Raw genomic sequence first — 16,637 nt, forward strand, 5'->3', positions numbered from 1 at the left:
TAATAATAAATGAGAGTTTTAGCTAACGACGGAATCTCCAAAGCTGGAGAGATCGCTTTAAAAGAAGCAGGAATTGAGTTACTCGACAATAGAGTTGCTCAGGATCACGTTATCAATTTCATTAATGAAAATAACGTAGATGTTCTTTTGGTGCGAAGTGCTACCAAAGTTAGACAAGATTTGATTGACGCTTGTCCGAATCTTAAAATCATCGGAAGAGGCGGAATCGGTATGGATAATATCGACGTTGAATATGCTATTGAAAAAGGATTATATGTCATCAATACACCAACTGCTTCATCAAAATCGGTGGCAGAGTTGGTTTTTGCACATTTCTTTTCTTTAGCGAGATTTTTACATGAATCGAATAGATTAATGCCATTGGAAGGAGATACTCATTTCAATGCGATGAAGAAATCTTTCAGCAAAGCGTACGAGCTTTCGGGCAAAACTTTAGGAGTAATTGGTTTCGGAAGTATCGGTCAAGAAGTAGTAAAAATGGGAATTTCTTTAGGAATGAAAGTAAAAGTTCTGACCAGAAAACCCAGAACTGAAGTTTTAAGTTTAGAATTTTTCGACGGTCAAAAACTAAATTTTGAAATTACTTCTACGAATGATACCGAAGAGTTTTTAAAAGATACAGACTTTATCAGTATCAATACACCAAAAACTGACGAGTATATTATTGATACTCCGCAGTTTGAAAAAATGAAAGATGGAGTTTACATCGTTAATACCGCAAGAGGAGGTGTCATTAATGAAGTTACTTTGCTCGATTTTATAGAATCTGGTAAAGTTGCAGGAGCCGCTCTTGATGTCTTTGAAAACGAACCGTCGCCTGAACTGATTTTACTGATGAATCCGAACCTGTCTCTTACACCGCATTTAGGAGGAAATACCATAGATGCACAAGAAAAAATCGGTGTAGAACTTGCCCATCAGATTATTGAAATTAAAAAGAAACTATAAATTATATATGCCAGTTTTTAAACCTTTCCGTGGAATACGACCTCATAAAGATCATGAGGCAACGTTTCCTACTCATCCTTTAGATAATTTCACACAAGCTGAAATTGCTGAAAAAGCACAAAAAGAAAAAACTTACATCAATATGATTAAACCCTATGTTGTAAGTAAATCTAAAGATGTCGACCGGAATTTAAGGAAAATCCGTACTACTTTTGAAGAACTTCTGGAAGACAAAACCTTAGTTCAGGATAGCTCTGCCTATTATCTTTATGAGCAGATTTATCCAAACAAACAGATATTCAGAGGCCTTCTTGGCTTATCGAGTATTGAAGATTTCTGGAACGGAAAAATAAAAAGGCACGAAAGTACCATTCCTCAAAGAAAAGAAAAGCTGGCGCATTATCTTGATAAAGTGAATCTTCAGGCAGAACCTGTTTTGCTGACTTATCCGTCAAATTCAAAAATTGAATTATTGATGAATCATGAAGAGAAAAATGTTCCGATTTTCAATCATGTTGACACGATTGGGATCAGACATAAAATCTGGAGGATTGATAACCGTTTGAAATTACAACAATTCAAAGAAGTGATCGATCAGATCGAATCTTTTTATATTGCCGATGGTCACCATAGAATTGGTTCTACAGCGCTTCACGCAAAGCGTCTTAAAGAAAAAAACAAACGCCACAACGGAACTGAAGCGTATAATTTTGTCTATAGTTTTATTGTTTCTAATCAATCCATTAAAATTCACGATTACAACAGAATTCTGAGCAGCATTGGAGATTTATCAACTGAAGATTTCTTGAAAAAATTGGAGAAGTATTTCCTTATTCACGAGAAAGATCAGACTCCGTACTACCCTTCTCAGAAATTCCATATTTCAATGTATTTGGATGGGAAATTCTATTCACTTCACGTAAAACACGATTTGCGTTCTCCGGAAATGTCTCTTGATAATTTGGATCATCATATTTTAGATAAATATATCATTAAAGATATCTTAAATATTGAAGATTCTGACAGCTCAGATCAGATTATGTATGTGAAAGGAACTTCCAATATTGAAGGAATCAATCTGTTGAAAGAAAAAATTGACAATGGCGAAGGAAAAGTAGGTTTCGGGATCTATCCTGTAAGCTTTAATGATATGATTAAAATATCAGATTTAAAGCTTCGTATGCCTCCAAAATGTACATTTATTGAGCCTAAACTGGTTACTGCATTATTAATGTACGATATGAAGCCATAATTATCTATTTTTTATTTATTTTTATGCTCCGAAAAGAAAACGGTCAGTAAAAATGAAAAAAATCTTACTCATCATATTTCCACTCTTTTTGAGTGGATTTTTATTTTCCCAGAAAAAAACTCCGGCAAAAAAGCCAAAACCTATTCCTAAATTCAACTATCACGAAGAATTTAAGAAAATCTCTGACGAAATTTTTCTTCACGGAACTGCTTACGACAATATTGGTGAATTAACCAAAGGAATCGGTTCAAGATTCAGTGCGACACCAGGTTACGCAAAAGCTACAGAATGGGCTGAAAAAAACTTAAAAGAAGCCGGTGCAGAAAATATCTGGAAACAGGAAGTGAGAGTTCCGATTTGGATCAGAGGCAAAGAATCTTTACAAATAAAAACCTCAAGCGGTGATTGGAAAACCATAAAAATGCTTTCTTTTGGAAACTCAGAAGGGACAAAAGGAAAAGATTTAATTGCGGATATTCTTTTGGTGAAAGATGTTCAGGAACTGGTGAATCTTAGGGCTTCCGAAGCAAAAGATAAAATCATTTTTGTCAACTACCCTATCGATCCTACGGTAATTAGTACAGTAGATTCTTATATGATCGCAGCCAAATCTAAGCTTATTTCTGCGTCTGTTATCGGTCAGAAAGGAGCAAAAGCTTTGATCATTAGATCATTAACCACGGCTTCAGATGATATTCCGCATGCAAAACAAGTGTATTACGAACCGGATGATAAAACAAGAATTCCGGCAATGACCATTGGAGTTCGTTCTGCTGATGAACTTGAAGCTCTTCTAAAGAAAACGTCTGTTAAAGCCAAAATTAATATGTCTGCCGAATCAAAAGGTGAAACAATCAATCACAATATCATTGGTGAAATTCCAGGAAAAAAAGATTCTAAAGTAATTGTTCTCGGAGCCCAGCTCGATTCATGGGATTTTGCAGAAGGTGCTCATGATGACGGAACCGGAGTGGTACAATGTATGGAAGTTTTACGAACGTTTAAAGCTTTAGGGTACGATAACAATCACACGATTAGAGTTGTTCTTTACGCCAACAGTGAAAATGGCGGAATGGGTCGCGAAACGTATGCAATGAGTGTAAAAAAGAAAGAAGAAAAACATATTCTGGCTTTAGGAAGTGATTCCGGAGGATATTCTCCTAGAGGTTTTTCTTTAGACATGTCACCACAGAGAAGAAGGCTTATTTTCGAATGGAAAAACTACTTTTTACCTTATGGAATCTATGATTTCGACCAAACTTATGCAATTCAGGATATTGCACCCTTGAAAAAATTAGATATTCCTTTGGCAGAAATGGTGGTCGATACGCAACGTTATTTCGATTATCATCACTCTGAAAAGGATACTTTCGATAAAGTTAATAAAAGAGAATTATTACTTGGAGCAGTTGCGATGACGCAGTTTGTTTTTATGATTGATAAAAACTGGTAGAAAATTACACTTCAAGTTATAAAAATCATTACTAAATAATATTAAAAGCCAAATCAAAAAACTATAATGGAAATCTATCAATTAAACTTAGAATCAAACAAAATAAATAATCCGAAACTTAATGAGATTTATTCTCAGTTTCAGGAAATTTTGCAAAAACTCAACGATAAAAAATTACCTTCTGAAGCGATCCAATATATTAATGATATTGTTGAACAAACTAATTCAACAACATTACAAGATAAAGCGTTGCTGAAATTTTTAAAAGACAAACAAAATCTCATCATCAAATACTTGGAAAAAGAGCATAAAATTGTTCCTAAAAGCTATTACAAAAAATTATGGTTAATTGGTTTAGGTGTGGGAGCTGCAGTAGGTTCTTCAATGGATAAGAAAGCATTCGAAGAAGGAAGACAGATCGATGTAGAGCTGAAATATTAATTTTAAAATCTAAACAAAGTAGTAATTATGAAAAACATTCTATCAGCTGCGGTTGTCTTTTTAAGCTTAAACTTACTTGGACAAGCCAAAGAAGATTCTATACAATTCAGCAGAATTTCAACAGAAATTTTAAATAAAGGAAGATCTTACATTGAACTTAGAGATTTAACCAAAAATATAGGCCATAGACTGAGCGGCTCTGAAGCTTACGAAAAATCGGTAAAATGGGCTGAACAAAAGCTGAAAGAAGCCGGTGCTGATAAAGTTTGGTTGCAGGAAGTAATGATTCCGGTTTGGGAAAGAGGAAAAGAATCTTTAAAAATAAAAGCTCAAAACGGTAAATGGAAAACTTTAAAAATGCTTTCTCTTGGTAATTCCGAAGGAACAAAAGGAAAAGATGTTTCTGGGGAAATCATCATGGTGAAATCTTTGGCGGAATATGATAAACTGAGTCCAGAACAGGTGAAAGACAAGATTGTTTTCTTTAATTATCCTTTCAGTCAGTCTTATGTTCAGACTTTCAAAGCCTACAGCGATGCTGCAGTTTATCGGTCTACAGCAGCTGCTTTAACGGCTAAAAAAGGCGGAAAATTTGCTATTGTAAGATCGCTTTCTTCTGCATTTGATGATGTACCGCATACCGGAGCGATGAGATATGGTGATTCAGAAAAAATTCCTGCCGTTGCCATTGGAAATACCACTGCAGACGAATTGGAATCGCTTTTAAAATCACAAAAAATTACCTCTAAACTCAATTCAAACTGCGGAATGAAAGGTGAAAAGCTCTCTCACTCTGTGATTGGCGAAATTACAGGAAATAAAGATAAAAGCGTCATTGTTGTTGGCGGACATTTAGATTCTTGGGATGTTGGTGAAGGAGCCCATGACGACGGAGCTGGAATTGTACAGAGCATTGAAGTTTTGAGAACCTTTAAAAATTTAGACCTGAAAAATAATCACACCATAAGAGTTGTTTGTTTTGCAAATGAAGAAAACGGTGTGAAAGGCGGCCAACAATACGGAAAAACGGTAAAAGAGAACAACGAAAAACATCTTTTTGCCTTAGAATCTGATGCGGGAGGTTTCTCTCCAAGAGGAATTGCTTTGGAAATGAATGATGATAAAATCAATCAGATTAAAAGCTGGTCTCCTCTTTTTCTTCCTTATGGAGCTTATGATTTTGACGGAAGATATTCGGGAACAGATATTTATCCTTTGAAAGATATGGGAATTCCTACAGCAGAACTCGTTCCGGATTCTCAACGATATTTTGATATTCATCATACCGAAGAAGATACTTTTGAGAAAGTCAATCGTCGCGAATTGTTATTAGGAGCAACAATTATGACGCAAATGATTTACATGATCGATAAGAACTGGTAAAATAAAAACCCGAAAGCAGTTTGTTTTCGGGTTTTCTTTTTTTGATTATTTCAAATCTTCAATAGAGGCTCCGAAGTTAATATGCAAAACATTTCCGTTGGATAAAACCAAAGCTGGAACCGATTTTACGCCTGCTTTTTCGGCTTCTTTCACTTTCGATTTTTCTTCACCTAAATGAATTACTTCTACCTGATCTTCAGGAATTAAGTTTAAAAGATCCTGTTCTGCGCTTACGCAAACGGGACAACCTGCATGATAAAAAATTGCTTTTGACATTTTACTTGTTTTTAGATTAAATGAATTATACTTGATACACTTTGTGGGTAATGGTCGATAGAATTTCTTTCAATTCTGAAGTTTCCAATGTTGTTAATGGTTTTAAAGGACTTCTCAATTGTCCGCCATTTTCTCCTAAAATATTTAATCCTGATTTTACTGCTCTTGGTAAACCTTTAGCTACAATAAATTTCAACAGATCAACCTGTTTGTAAAATATGTTTTGAGCGGTTTCTAAATCGTTATTTTGAACAGCATTATAAAGTTCAATATTCAATTCAGGAATTAAATTTGGTGCAGCAGTACACCAACCTTTCGCTCCAGCTGCAAAAGCTGCCAATGCCAAAGGATTTGAACCGTTGTAAAAAGCCACCTCTTCGCCCAATTCTTTTCTCAGATAATGCATTCGCTGAATATCACCTGTACTTTCTTTGATCATCGTCACATTCGGAATTTCCAGCAAGCGTTTCAGCAAAGCAGGAGACATATCTACTCCACTTGTTGCAGGATTATTGTATGCCATGATCGGAATCGAAATTTTTGAAGCAACCGCATCGTAATGAGCAACAATTTCATCATCGGTCAGTTTCCAATAACTCATCGGAATGATCATCACGGCATCCGCTCCTGCATTTTCAGCAAATTTTGCATGATGAATTGTTTTTTCAGTCGTAAGATTCGAAACTCCAACCAAAATCGGAACTCTTCCTCCAACCTGCTGGATTGTAGCTTCTGTAATTGCTTCTTTTTCTTCATCAGTCAGATAAGGTAAAACCCCGGTGCTTCCCAAAGGTGCAATTCCGTGTGAACCCGAAATGACCAATCGCTCCACCAGTTTTTTAAATAAAGAAATATCTACTTTTTCTTCCTGATCAAAAGGAGTTATCGGATAAGCAATTACGCCTTTAAATGGTACTTTATTCATAATTTTTTTGTTTTAAATGATTAATTGAAATCTCTTCCCTCTTCCTCTCTCAAAGCAACTCCCAAATTCTGAAGCTGTGGTGTATTTTCACAGGCAATATATCTTGCAGGTTCAGTGTCGCTTAAATTTTGATGTTGATGCCACGCCCAAGATGGAATGTAAACTGCGTCTCCTGCTTCCCACTCTACTTTTTCATCTTCAATCAGAGTCCATCCTTTTCCTTCCAAAACATATAAAATTGTTTCATAAGTGTGGCGGTGACGGTTTGTTTTTTGTGCTGGTAAAAGTCCGCCAATTGTCATACTCACATTTTTACTCGGAAGATCAACGAAGAAAACAGGATGCTTTCTTTCTTCAGAAAACTGGTTATGAACCCCTTCGTTTTCTACATTTTTGTGAATCACGTGACTTGGCTTCACGAAAGTTGGTCTTGCGAATGTTTGATGAAAATCTTTTGAACTAAATTGCTTTTGTTGAGACTCCTGATTTGTTTTTAATTCTGACATGTTTTTAAATTTTTAATATCCTATTGCATTATTGCATGACAAAAGTATTGTACATTTGGACCATCTTACTGATACAGAATTTACAAAAACAAATAGTCCAGATGTTACGAGATTGGAAATTTCAAATAGAACTGAACAGCCATTCAGAAAAACCAATTTATCTGCAAATAGCCGATGCAATTATGAATGACATTCATTCCGGAAGGCTGAAAGCAGAAGATGCTTTACCAGGAAGCCGAAATCTTGCACAGCTTTTAAAAGTCAACAGAAATACCGTTGTAGAAGCATTAAATGTTTTACTGAATGAAGGTTGGTTGATCTCTAAAGAAAGAAAAGGAACTTTTGTTGCCGATATTTTACCTTCTGAACATCAAAGCAGTCGAGATCAAAAAAAAGATGAAGCATCTGACCTGAAAAATAAAAAGCAGTTTCGAATTCAGTTTGATGATGGTTATCCCGATAGTAAAATCGCACCGATTGAAGAATTGGCAAGAGCATACCGACAGATTTTCAACCGAAAAGCAAAATGGCAAATGATGGGTTATGGTGATGAATTGGGTGATATAGAATTCAGAAAAACAATTGCACAAATGCTTAATCATCAAAGAGCAATGCAGACCAATGAAGAGCAGATCTGCATTACAAGAGGCAGCCAAATGGCGATGTATTTAACGGCACAATGTCTTTTACAGGAAGGAGATCTTGTGATGATAGAAGATCCGGGATACAAACCAGCCTGGAAAACTTTCGAAAACGCCGGAGCAAAACTGTTACCTGTAAATGTCGACAAAGACGGTTTGATCATCGAAGATGTCATTGCTTATTTAAAGAAAAATAAAAGAATAAAAGCCATTTATATCACTCCGCATCGGCAATATCCTACAACGGTCACTTTAAGCTTAAAAAGACGTTTAGAATTGATAAAACTTTCCAACGAATATAGTTTTACAATTATTGAAGATGATTATGACAATGAATTTCATTTTGGGTATCGTCCTATTTTGCCTTTATCAAGTTTACAGGAACTTAAAAATTATGTTTACATCGGAACGATGAGTAAAGTGGTTGCTCCTGCTTTAAGAATCGGATATTTGGTTTGTAATGATCATTCATTTATCGAAAAAATAGGAGATCTAAGAAAAATAATTGATGTACAGGGCGACAATATTATGGAACAGGCTGTTTTGCAATTAATAAAAGACGGAACGGTAAAAAGGCACATCAAGAAAGCAACTAATTATTATAAAAATAAACGGGATTCTGTTGCTGAATTATTAAACCAACATCTTAAAAATAAAGCAGGTTATAACATTCCTGAAGGTGGATTGGCTTTCTGGATAAGTCCTAAAAAAGAGCTTGACTGGTCTGAAATTTCCGAAAATTTAAAATCTAAAGGCATAAAAATTATTCCGCCTGATAATTACAGTTTCGATAAATCTGTCAATGGAATTAGGCTGGGTTATGGTTCTTTATCAGAAAAAGAATTGGAAGAAAGTATTATTGCTTTAAACCAGTTTTTGTAGTAAAATAACAAAACAAAAAAGTCCTCAAATTGAGGACTTTTTGTTGAAAAATAGAGTTTAATTATTTCAAATATTCTTTTTTAGCAATCATATAATCTAAAACCTTCCCTTCTCGTTTCACTTTAATGGTGATAGAATTAAGGTCTTTTTCTATACGGTCTTGCAGATATTTACAAACGGATTCTTGGTCAAGATTTTCTAAGCTTATATTGTTCAGGCTCAAAATTTCATCGTCAAGTTTTAGAGGAACATCACTTCCGTTAAAAAGCAATACTACTTTTGCTTTATGATCTATAAAACGATATCCAAAACCAAAAGATTCTAATTTTGAAGGATAATTTTTAATTTTATTTAAATAGATTTTATTGTTTTTCCAATCCATTATAAATCTGAACTTTTTCAGAAATTCGTTTCCAAGAAGACTTGATGATCCGGTAGACACAATTTCCTCTTCAAATTTTTGTTCATCCAAAAGCACTTCGTTTGGTTTAAAATAATAAGAACTTTCCGGCTTCCCGGCTCCAAATGCTCCAACAGAAGATGTGCCATAAGTTTCAACAAACTTTACTTTAGTGTTTTTGGGATCATATTCTTTGTTAGAAATTCTCACCGTCCCTGTAAATCCTGTATCAAAAGTAAGGTCTATCTTTTCATCTAAAATATTAGCTTTTATTACAGGTGTTTTCTGAGGTTTTGGAATAAATGAAAATACAGTTTCGTAGCCTTCTTTAGAAAAATTTGCAAGATCTTTGGTCGCTTCTATTGAGTTTTCTGAATAATTGATTCTCCAGAAAAGTTTTGCCATCTGATTGGCTCCGATAATACCGTCAATTTTAAAACATTCAAACTCAATTCCTTTTAGATCCATCACAATAGCTCCAATATTTTTGAAGATAATTTGATCAACTTTTATTTCCGGAACTACTGTAAAGATTTGTTCCTGCTTATTTTTTTTTGAATCTGTGACTTTACTGCGGTGTTTTTTCTTAAGATTAAGCTCATTATAAATTGCCGTTGAAATTACTGTAGGAGCACCAGAATCAAAAAGAAACTGATAGATTTTCCCATTGATATTTACCTTAACGAAAGGCAATTCATTAGTATAAGTCAGATTAATTTTTTCAACAGGATTTTTTAATTCGGCTTCACCATTTTCAAAAAATCTTTTTCCTTGTGCTGAAGCCGTGATGGTAAGAAATAGTAAAACAAAGAATATATATTTTCTCATGAATTATTTTTTATAAAAATAGTGTTTTATCATGAATGACCGAATGAATATTAAAAGGTTAATGCGTTTTATTTTAATCAAACTTTAGCTTTCCTATTAATTTAAACCTAAATACGGTTTCCCGTAAAGAAATAATCCAATGTTTGTGTATTATTGCAGCACAAAAACTAATAACCATGGAAATTATTCTCATTGTAATTTTGGCTGTGTTGGCTGTCTATTTTTATACACGAGCCAAAAAACTAAAGAACGAAATTAAAAATAAGGATCTTAAAATTAATGATTTAACAAGGATTATTAATCAGTTTCAATCTGAAATATTAAAATATCAGACTGAAAATAGTTCTTTAAAAACAAATCTTCAGTCTGCAAAAAAAGACTTGTCTTATATTCAGATTACCAATCGGGAATTAAAAGATAAAATTGCAGAACTGAGCAAATATCAAAACATTATTGATGTAAAAATTGAATGTGAATACCTGCTTAAAAAAGCCCAAAAAGACTACGAAAAGCTGAGAGAAAGAGGTAATCTGGAATTATCTGAAGCTGAGAAAAATGCTAAAGAATCCCGAAAAAGCATCAAAGAACTTACTGAAAAGAAACAGAGAGAAATCGAACTTTTATATGAAAACGCCGTAAGAGAATCTAAAAGAATCGTTGATAATGCTGAAAACAAAGCCGAAACAATTGGTGGAGATGCATACCGAAGTCTAAGAGAAGCTGATGAAATTGCGAGCAGAATTCAGGCCATGAAAAACGTTATTAAAGGCTACGGAAATGAATATCTTGTGCCGAGTTACACTCTTTTAGATGAGCTTGCTGAAGATTTTGGTCATAAAGATGCAGGTGAAAATCTTAAAAAGCTCCGTCAGAATAATAAGATGATGATCGTCAACCGACAAGCCGGAATCTGTGAGTATATGGATAACGAAAGACAAAAAACAGCCGTGGATTTTGTAATAGATGCTTACAACGGAAAAGTAGATTCTATTTTGTCAACGGTAAGAAAAGATAATTACGGAATTTTAAAACAGAAAATTGAGGATGCTTTTCAGTTGGTTAATTTTAATGGAAAAGCATTTCGTAATGCAAGAATTTCAGAGGTTTATCATCAGGCAAGACTTGAAGAGCTAAAATGGGCAGTTGTAGCACAGGAATTACGGGCAGCAGAACTTGAAGAGCAGCGACAGATTCGTGAACAGATCCGTGAAGAAGAAAAAGCCCGAAAAGAATTTGAAAAAGCAATAAAAGATGCCGAAAAAGAAGAGCAAACTTTAAAAAGACTGATTGAAAAAGCCGAAGCTCAAGTTTCGAGAGCCAATGAAGAACAAAAAGCTCTTTTTCAGCAAAAACTGGAAGAACTGCAAGGAAAACTAGAACAGGCAGAAGAAAAAAATCAAAGAGCCATTTCTATGGCGCAACAAACCAAAACCGGAAATGTGTATGTTATTTCAAACATCGGTTCGTTTGGTGAACATGTTTATAAAATCGGGATGACGAGACGTTTAGAGCCTTTAGACCGGGTTCGTGAATTGGGTGATGCAAGTGTTCCTTTTGAATTTGATGTGCATGCAATGATTTATTCGGAGGACGCTCCCGCTTTGGAACGACAACTTCACAAGAAATTTCTTAAAAATCAGCTCAATAAAATTAATCCAAGAAAAGAGTTTTTCAGACTCGATTTAAGCGATCTGAAAAATCATATTGAAACAATCGGAATCAATTGTAAATGGACACTTTTGGCTGAAGCAAAACAATACAGAGAGACATTAAAGCTTGAAGAGGAAATGAAAACCGATAAAACTTTGGAAGCTGAATGGGAACAATATCAGAAAATAGTAGATCCCGTGAGTTATGAAGAAGTCATCGAAGAAATTTAAGTTTTATAACTAATTCATTTTTTGAATTTTAGCTAAAAACTTAAAATAATTGTAAAATTTTTCTTTGTTGGAATAAAAAAACTTTCTATATTTGCACCACTGAAAACAACGATACAATCGGAGTTTAAGGAGAGATGGCAGAGTGGTCGATTGCGATAGTCTTGAAAACTATTGACTGTAACAGGTCCGGGGGTTCGAATCCCTCTCTCTCCGCAAAAAACCCTATAAACATAATGTTTATAGGGTTTTTCATTTTTAGGTGCTAACATAGGTGCTAATTCTGATTACTTGTATTATAATACATAATTATATTTTATTAGAGTGCTTTTTATTTTCTATCAATATTTAAAAAGACATTTTCTATTTTTACAAGAAGAAATGAATAAGCTATTTAGTTTAATCAATCTTAAAAGAGCACTAGCAAACGTAAAACTTTGGTTGGGTATTTATTTTTTGTGTAGTATTGCAAACATTAAATATATAGATATCTAGAATGTTGATATGCACTAAAAGTAGCAGGTGTGAACAATTTAGCTATTATTGTATAGCAAAAATTCTGACAAGTTTGAATGACAATGAAAGAACAGGAATTACTATATCATTTTCCATTTAGAATCGACAAAGAACAAAATTTTAGACACTTTGCAAACGATTTTACCCATAACAGCTTTGTCAAACGGTTTGTTACCAATTATGACGGAACAAATGTTAACGAATTCATTAAAAACAAAACATCCCTTACTATTGAACAAATACACGAGTTTGAATATCTATATTCAAACTTTACACATTGGAGTGATTGGTATAAGAATGGGCGAAATATTTTTTCATTTTCCAAAGAACTTTTACTTTTATTGGACAAAACTGATGTTAGTGATGTAAAGCCAGACCTTTTCAAACTTCCTTATGACATCTTCTATCTTTCTTTAAAACCACTTAATCTCAAACTATCAAAAAATAGTGATGCAGTTATTGAAGGTGTTTATATTGACCACAATATTTGGAATATAATGGGAGAACACCCAGAAGGTTATTGTGATTTAAGTTTCTATTTTGCTGGTGAATTTAAAGAATCATTCCTAAAATACATATCAACCGTAAAAAGTAGTACGCAACCCTTTACGAATTCTGACGAAGTAGATGAAGCTCCTCTAGGTACATTTTGGAATATTTACTTGTGGTTTGAGAAAGAAGAGAAACGAGAAACAGTGAGGGAAGCTTTGGATTATTTCATAAGTGATCTTAAAAATGAAATATTTATAACCAATAAAACGCCTGAACAAATAACGGACTTTGACTTAGAGTTTTATTCTGACACAATTGAGCTGTTAGAAAAGACTATTAATTTGGTTATTAACTGTTTGCTTTACTTATCACAACCTAAAGATAAACAGGACATAGAAAAAAAATTCCCAACAGGCTTACCGGGGAATTTTGAAAAGAAAATGTCATTTGCCAAAACTGAAAAAGAAAAGAAAAAAGTTGCCGACAATATTGAGCAATCAGGATTTAGCAAAATAAATTATGTCGGACAAACATTTAAAAGAAGGTATAACGAAATAATAAAAACAAACTTAAGTGTTCAACCACATTGGCGACGTGGACATTGGAGGAATCAAAAATTTGGAGAGAAGTTACGGGATAGCAAACTTATTTGGATTATGCCGACTATTGTAAAAAGTGAAGTTGGACAACCAACAAAGGGTCATTTATATAATGTGCAAGACGTCACAAAGAATAACTGATATTCATATATTTATGGTACATATAAGATGCAAAATGTAAAGAATTCCATATGTTATCTTAAAATTTTTAATTTATTCTCATAGATTTTTGCAGTTTCAAAATCATTTTGCACTTTGCATAAGTCTATCAAAAACTTAAGCATTAAGATGATATGAGCATTTTTAATCTCTTGTGACTCCAAAATCTCAATACATTTTTGTTGGTACACTATAGCAGCCTGAAGGTTGTTTCTCAATAAAGAATATTCGGAGAGTTTATTATAATAACTGGAAAGTAAGAAATCATTTCTTTTTTCAATAGGAATTAAATTATGATATCTTATGGCGTCTTTGATAAGACTTTCAGATTTATCAAAATCTTTCGTCTTTTTATAAAGTTCGGACAATATTGTGTAGCCAACTCCAATTTGTGCATCTGTATAAAAATAATATTTTTTTCTGAGAGCGGCTACTTTTTGGAAGTATTTAATTGCATTATCAACATCATTTTTGAAAAGATATGCCTGAGATAAATTATTTAGTACCGTTAGGAACATTAATAAGTCTCCATCTTTATAATTATCACCATTTTTATAGTATATATCAACTGCACTGCTCAAATAATTAATAATTTCATCTAGTGATTTCTCCGGCTTTAAGCTTAATGCCAAATTATTGTACATAGCTGCCAAGGAAACATCCTTTTTACCCAAATAATTCTCGCTTCTTTTAATCAAATCCTTCCACAATTCAGTGATGTTTTTACGGATAAAGAAAAAAGCTGATAAATGCAAGTACTCATTCTCCAGCATTAGAAGCGGCTGGTAAACGCTTTCTCGATATTCCTCTTTAATAGTATTAAGAATGGATTCCGCATATTTTAAAAAACGAAAGGAGTCCTTAGGTGAATTATAGCCATCTGACAATCTTCCGGTCAACCACGCTATGTAATGGAATGAGCTAAAAAATGCACCTTTTTGATCTCTTATTGAGTATAAAATAGCATCCTGTAATATTTTATGGATACGGATACTTTTTCTATTATTCTCATAATGTAAAAACCCCTTTTTTTCTAAAGAATTAGTCAAATTGATATAGTTGGTTTTGTTACCATCATAAAAATCTTTGCCACAGATTAGTATTAAATCTTCAATTATAATGTTGGAGGAAGGAAGTAAAGAAAGATATTCTAAAAAGTATTGTTCGCTATTATTAATACCTTCGATCGAAAACTTTTGAAGTATAAAGTCAAAAATCCTAATAGCTTTAGTCTCTTCTTCTGGAATTTCAATCTCAATTTTTAATGATTCATCATCTAGGTCTTGGTTTTTTAAAGAATCGAAAATAAATTCTAGTGTCAAGTCGAAGCTATTTTCGATTGTTTTGGCAACTAACTCAATAATCAGATTATTGCAATCAATATATTCAAGAAACTCTCTAAAAACAACGTCATTAATATTGTGTGAACTATGTAATTGAAAGAGTTTTTTTGCATCTTCAAAATTCAAATAAGGGAGTTGATATGGATTATATGATTTATATTGATTGCGAGCAAGGATTATTTTTTTCCAATTTCTTAAACTGATAATTTTATTTAGATCAGTGATATTTTCTACATTTTTCTGAATGTCCAATACGATTAGATTATTATTTCCATATTTATCCAAATCATTGAGAATTACATTAAATTGCTGTTCAATGGTTAGTCCTTTGTTTAAATCAATATTCAGATTGGAGATCAAAAGTTCATTTAAAATAAATGCGCTATGAATGGATTCTTCAATATTCAGCCAAATCACATTATTAAAATCATTTCGATATTTAGCTAAAAACTTTTTTGCAAAAGTTGTTTTTCCTATACCTCCGAAGTTGTGTATTGCAGTAACATTTTTCTGATTGACTATATTGTAAATTTCATCAACCTCATTTTCCCATCCTATAATATCTTGAACATTATAGATGTAAGGAATTAAAGTTAGATCAGTGTTTTCTAAAATTGGGGGTTTTAGTTTCTTTATTTCCAAAGTGTGTTTTTCCTGTACAGCTTCAATATTTTTAACTCTATCTTTTAGTTCTTCTATTTCAACACCGATCAAATGGATGAATTTTGGATCTATCTTCTTTTGAATATCAGAGTCCGTTAATTCTAAAAGCTTTTGTAGATCAGAATTGTTAACGCATCTTTTAGACTTTTCACTCTCCTGAGAGCAACGGTTAATCTCAGAAAGCAAAACTCTAAATATGACATCGACTGGTCTGTTATTAAATAATTCGTTCTTTAGAATTATGAAGATTTCACTTTTAATTTTATCAACAGCTTCGTCGGTTGTTTGCTCACCAAATTCCCAATGAATCGCTTTACAAAAATCTTCTATAAGCAAATTGTCATCGACAATGCAACAAATCGCTTGATAATTAGCATTAATTTCTTGTTTTTTATGTGCCGAAAGATTTTGACGATTGAGTTTTGATTGTCTTATTTTATTCGATTCGCTTCTGAGTATTTCTTTGTTCTTTTTCTTTAAAAGTTCCAAATCCTCACTTTTATTAAAGATCTCTCTATTATACCATTTACCCAATAGTTTTTCATTCTTCTTTATGCTGGAATTGGTTACAAATGAAAAAATAGGAAAGATGTTATCTTGCCTATAATTGAGGTAGGTAATAAAAAAATCGAAAATTGAATGTTTGATTTCTTTAGAATTTAGACTAAAGTCGGAGGTGTAGCATTTCAATTGAGTGAACACATAATTCTCTCCAACCTCCTTAATATCGTTTTCAACTTCAGTATAGATTAAGCTATCATTACGATTTACAAAATTTGTTACCCATCTTTTTAAAACAGATAAATATTGATAATAGAACCCTCTGTTAGTGAAAATTGCATCAGTATTCCTACTGAAAATTTTTATTGAGTTTAAATCTAATTTGATATCGTGCATTTTATATAAATCCTAAAGGATAATGTTCGAAGTTATTATTTATCGTTAGGTAGTCTTTAAAGAATTTTTATAAAAAATCTCTACTTATAATCATTCATCAATTGCAACAAGTCAGTTTGCTTATATATAATAGTC

13 protein-coding genes and 1 tRNA gene are annotated in these 16,637 nt (G+C 33.0%); 9 read left to right on the forward strand and 5 right to left on the reverse strand.

The genetic code is table 11. The features are described from left to right. Positions 1–9: 9 nt before the first annotated feature. From FDY99_RS21895 to FDY99_RS21915, 5 genes are all read left to right on the forward strand, one after another. Positions 10–969 carry a D-2-hydroxyacid dehydrogenase gene (locus FDY99_RS21895; protein ID WP_139423718.1) on the forward strand — a complete coding sequence of 320 codons (960 nt, stop codon included), beginning with the start codon at positions 10–12 and terminating at the stop codon, positions 967–969. Positions 970–976: 7 nt separating this feature from the next. Beyond that, positions 977–2,221 (forward strand): DUF1015 domain-containing protein, encoded by a 1,245-nt coding sequence (locus FDY99_RS21900; RefSeq protein WP_074230219.1) that lies wholly within the window; start codon positions 977–979, stop codon positions 2,219–2,221. Positions 2,222–2,273: 52 nt separating this feature from the next. Further along, entirely contained in the window at positions 2,274–3,674 is a 1,401-nt protein-coding gene (locus FDY99_RS21905; RefSeq protein ID WP_139423719.1) for a M28 family peptidase, read from the forward strand. A 66-nt stretch (positions 3,675–3,740) separates the two neighbouring features. Next, positions 3,741–4,115, forward strand: a complete 375-nt coding sequence (locus FDY99_RS21910; protein ID WP_139423720.1) for a hypothetical protein — start codon at positions 3,741–3,743, stop codon at positions 4,113–4,115. Positions 4,116–4,142: 27 nt separating this feature from the next. Further along, positions 4,143–5,498 carry a M28 family peptidase gene (locus tag FDY99_RS21915; protein WP_139423721.1) on the forward strand — a complete coding sequence of 452 codons (1,356 nt, stop codon included), beginning with the start codon at positions 4,143–4,145 and terminating at the stop codon, positions 5,496–5,498. Positions 5,499–5,543: 45 nt separating this feature from the next. Here the strand turns inward: FDY99_RS21915 and FDY99_RS21920 are convergent, their stop codons facing one another. From FDY99_RS21920 to FDY99_RS21930, 3 genes are read right to left on the reverse strand one after another with little or no spacing between them, the layout of a single operon-like run. Further along, entirely contained in the window at positions 5,544–5,774 is a 231-nt protein-coding gene (locus FDY99_RS21920) for a thioredoxin family protein (RefSeq protein ID WP_139423722.1), read from the reverse strand. 25 nt (positions 5,775–5,799) lie between these two features. Then, complete coding sequence (locus FDY99_RS21925; RefSeq protein ID WP_139423723.1) at positions 5,800–6,699, reverse strand: dihydrodipicolinate synthase family protein; 900 nt, start codon at positions 6,697–6,699, stop codon at positions 5,800–5,802. A gap of 20 nt (positions 6,700–6,719) precedes the next feature. After that, positions 6,720–7,205 (reverse strand): cupin domain-containing protein, encoded by a 486-nt coding sequence (locus FDY99_RS21930; RefSeq protein WP_139423724.1) that lies wholly within the window; start codon positions 7,203–7,205, stop codon positions 6,720–6,722. Between the two features lie 101 nt (positions 7,206–7,306). Here FDY99_RS21930 and pdxR point away from each other — a divergent pair, with 101 nt between their 5' ends. Continuing rightward, positions 7,307–8,728: a MocR-like pyridoxine biosynthesis transcription factor PdxR gene (gene pdxR, locus FDY99_RS21935; protein ID WP_139423725.1), complete on the forward strand. Its 1,422-nt coding sequence runs from the start codon at positions 7,307–7,309 to the stop codon at positions 8,726–8,728. A gap of 61 nt (positions 8,729–8,789) precedes the next feature. On the opposite strand, the gene FDY99_RS21940 is transcribed toward pdxR, so the two are convergent. Beyond that, complete coding sequence (locus tag FDY99_RS21940) at positions 8,790–9,956, reverse strand: retropepsin-like aspartic protease (RefSeq protein WP_139423726.1); 1,167 nt, start codon at positions 9,954–9,956, stop codon at positions 8,790–8,792. Between the two features lie 176 nt (positions 9,957–10,132). Between FDY99_RS21940 and FDY99_RS21945 the strand changes: the two genes are divergently transcribed. From FDY99_RS21945 to FDY99_RS21955, 3 genes are all read left to right on the forward strand, one after another. Beyond that, positions 10,133–11,836, forward strand: coding sequence for a DUF4041 domain-containing protein (locus FDY99_RS21945; RefSeq protein ID WP_139423727.1), 1,704 nt, complete (start codon positions 10,133–10,135; stop codon positions 11,834–11,836). A gap of 128 nt (positions 11,837–11,964) precedes the next feature. After that, positions 11,965–12,049: transfer RNA gene (locus FDY99_RS21950), tRNA-Ser, on the forward strand. 362 nt (positions 12,050–12,411) lie between these two features. Beyond that, positions 12,412–13,581, forward strand: coding sequence for a hypothetical protein (locus FDY99_RS21955; protein WP_139423728.1), 1,170 nt, complete (start codon positions 12,412–12,414; stop codon positions 13,579–13,581). Between the two features lie 53 nt (positions 13,582–13,634). Here the strand turns inward: FDY99_RS21955 and FDY99_RS21960 are convergent, their stop codons facing one another. Continuing rightward, positions 13,635–16,502, reverse strand: a complete 2,868-nt coding sequence (locus FDY99_RS21960) for a tetratricopeptide repeat protein (protein WP_139423729.1) — start codon at positions 16,500–16,502, stop codon at positions 13,635–13,637. Positions 16,503–16,637: the final 135 nt, after the last annotated feature.

The organism is Chryseobacterium mulctrae (genome assembly GCF_006175945.1).
GTDB lineage: Bacteria > Bacteroidota > Bacteroidia > Flavobacteriales > Weeksellaceae > Chryseobacterium > Chryseobacterium mulctrae.

Excerpts from the sequence above, each read along its gene's own strand:
- FDY99_RS21895 (WP_139423718.1), top strand. The coding sequence starts at position 10 with ATGAGAGTTTTAGCTAACGACGGAATCTCCAAAGCTGGAGAGATCGCT.
- FDY99_RS21900 (WP_074230219.1), top strand. The coding sequence starts at position 977 with ATGCCAGTTTTTAAACCTTTCCGTGGAATACGACCTCATAAAGATCAT.
- FDY99_RS21905 (WP_139423719.1), top strand. The coding sequence starts at position 2,274 with ATGAAAAAAATCTTACTCATCATATTTCCACTCTTTTTGAGTGGATTT.
- FDY99_RS21910 (WP_139423720.1), top strand. The coding sequence starts at position 3,741 with ATGGAAATCTATCAATTAAACTTAGAATCAAACAAAATAAATAATCCG.
- FDY99_RS21915 (WP_139423721.1), top strand. The coding sequence starts at position 4,143 with ATGAAAAACATTCTATCAGCTGCGGTTGTCTTTTTAAGCTTAAACTTA.
- FDY99_RS21920 (WP_139423722.1), bottom strand. The coding sequence starts at position 5,774 with ATGTCAAAAGCAATTTTTTATCATGCAGGTTGTCCCGTTTGCGTAAGC.
- FDY99_RS21925 (WP_139423723.1), bottom strand. The coding sequence starts at position 6,699 with ATGAATAAAGTACCATTTAAAGGCGTAATTGCTTATCCGATAACTCCT.
- FDY99_RS21930 (WP_139423724.1), bottom strand. The coding sequence starts at position 7,205 with ATGTCAGAATTAAAAACAAATCAGGAGTCTCAACAAAAGCAATTTAGT.
- pdxR (WP_139423725.1), top strand. The coding sequence starts at position 7,307 with ATGTTACGAGATTGGAAATTTCAAATAGAACTGAACAGCCATTCAGAA.
- FDY99_RS21940 (WP_139423726.1), bottom strand. The coding sequence starts at position 9,956 with ATGAGAAAATATATATTCTTTGTTTTACTATTTCTTACCATCACGGCT.
- FDY99_RS21945 (WP_139423727.1), top strand. The coding sequence starts at position 10,133 with ATGGAAATTATTCTCATTGTAATTTTGGCTGTGTTGGCTGTCTATTTT.
- FDY99_RS21955 (WP_139423728.1), top strand. The coding sequence starts at position 12,412 with ATGAAAGAACAGGAATTACTATATCATTTTCCATTTAGAATCGACAAA.
- FDY99_RS21960 (WP_139423729.1), bottom strand. The coding sequence starts at position 16,502 with ATGCACGATATCAAATTAGATTTAAACTCAATAAAAATTTTCAGTAGG.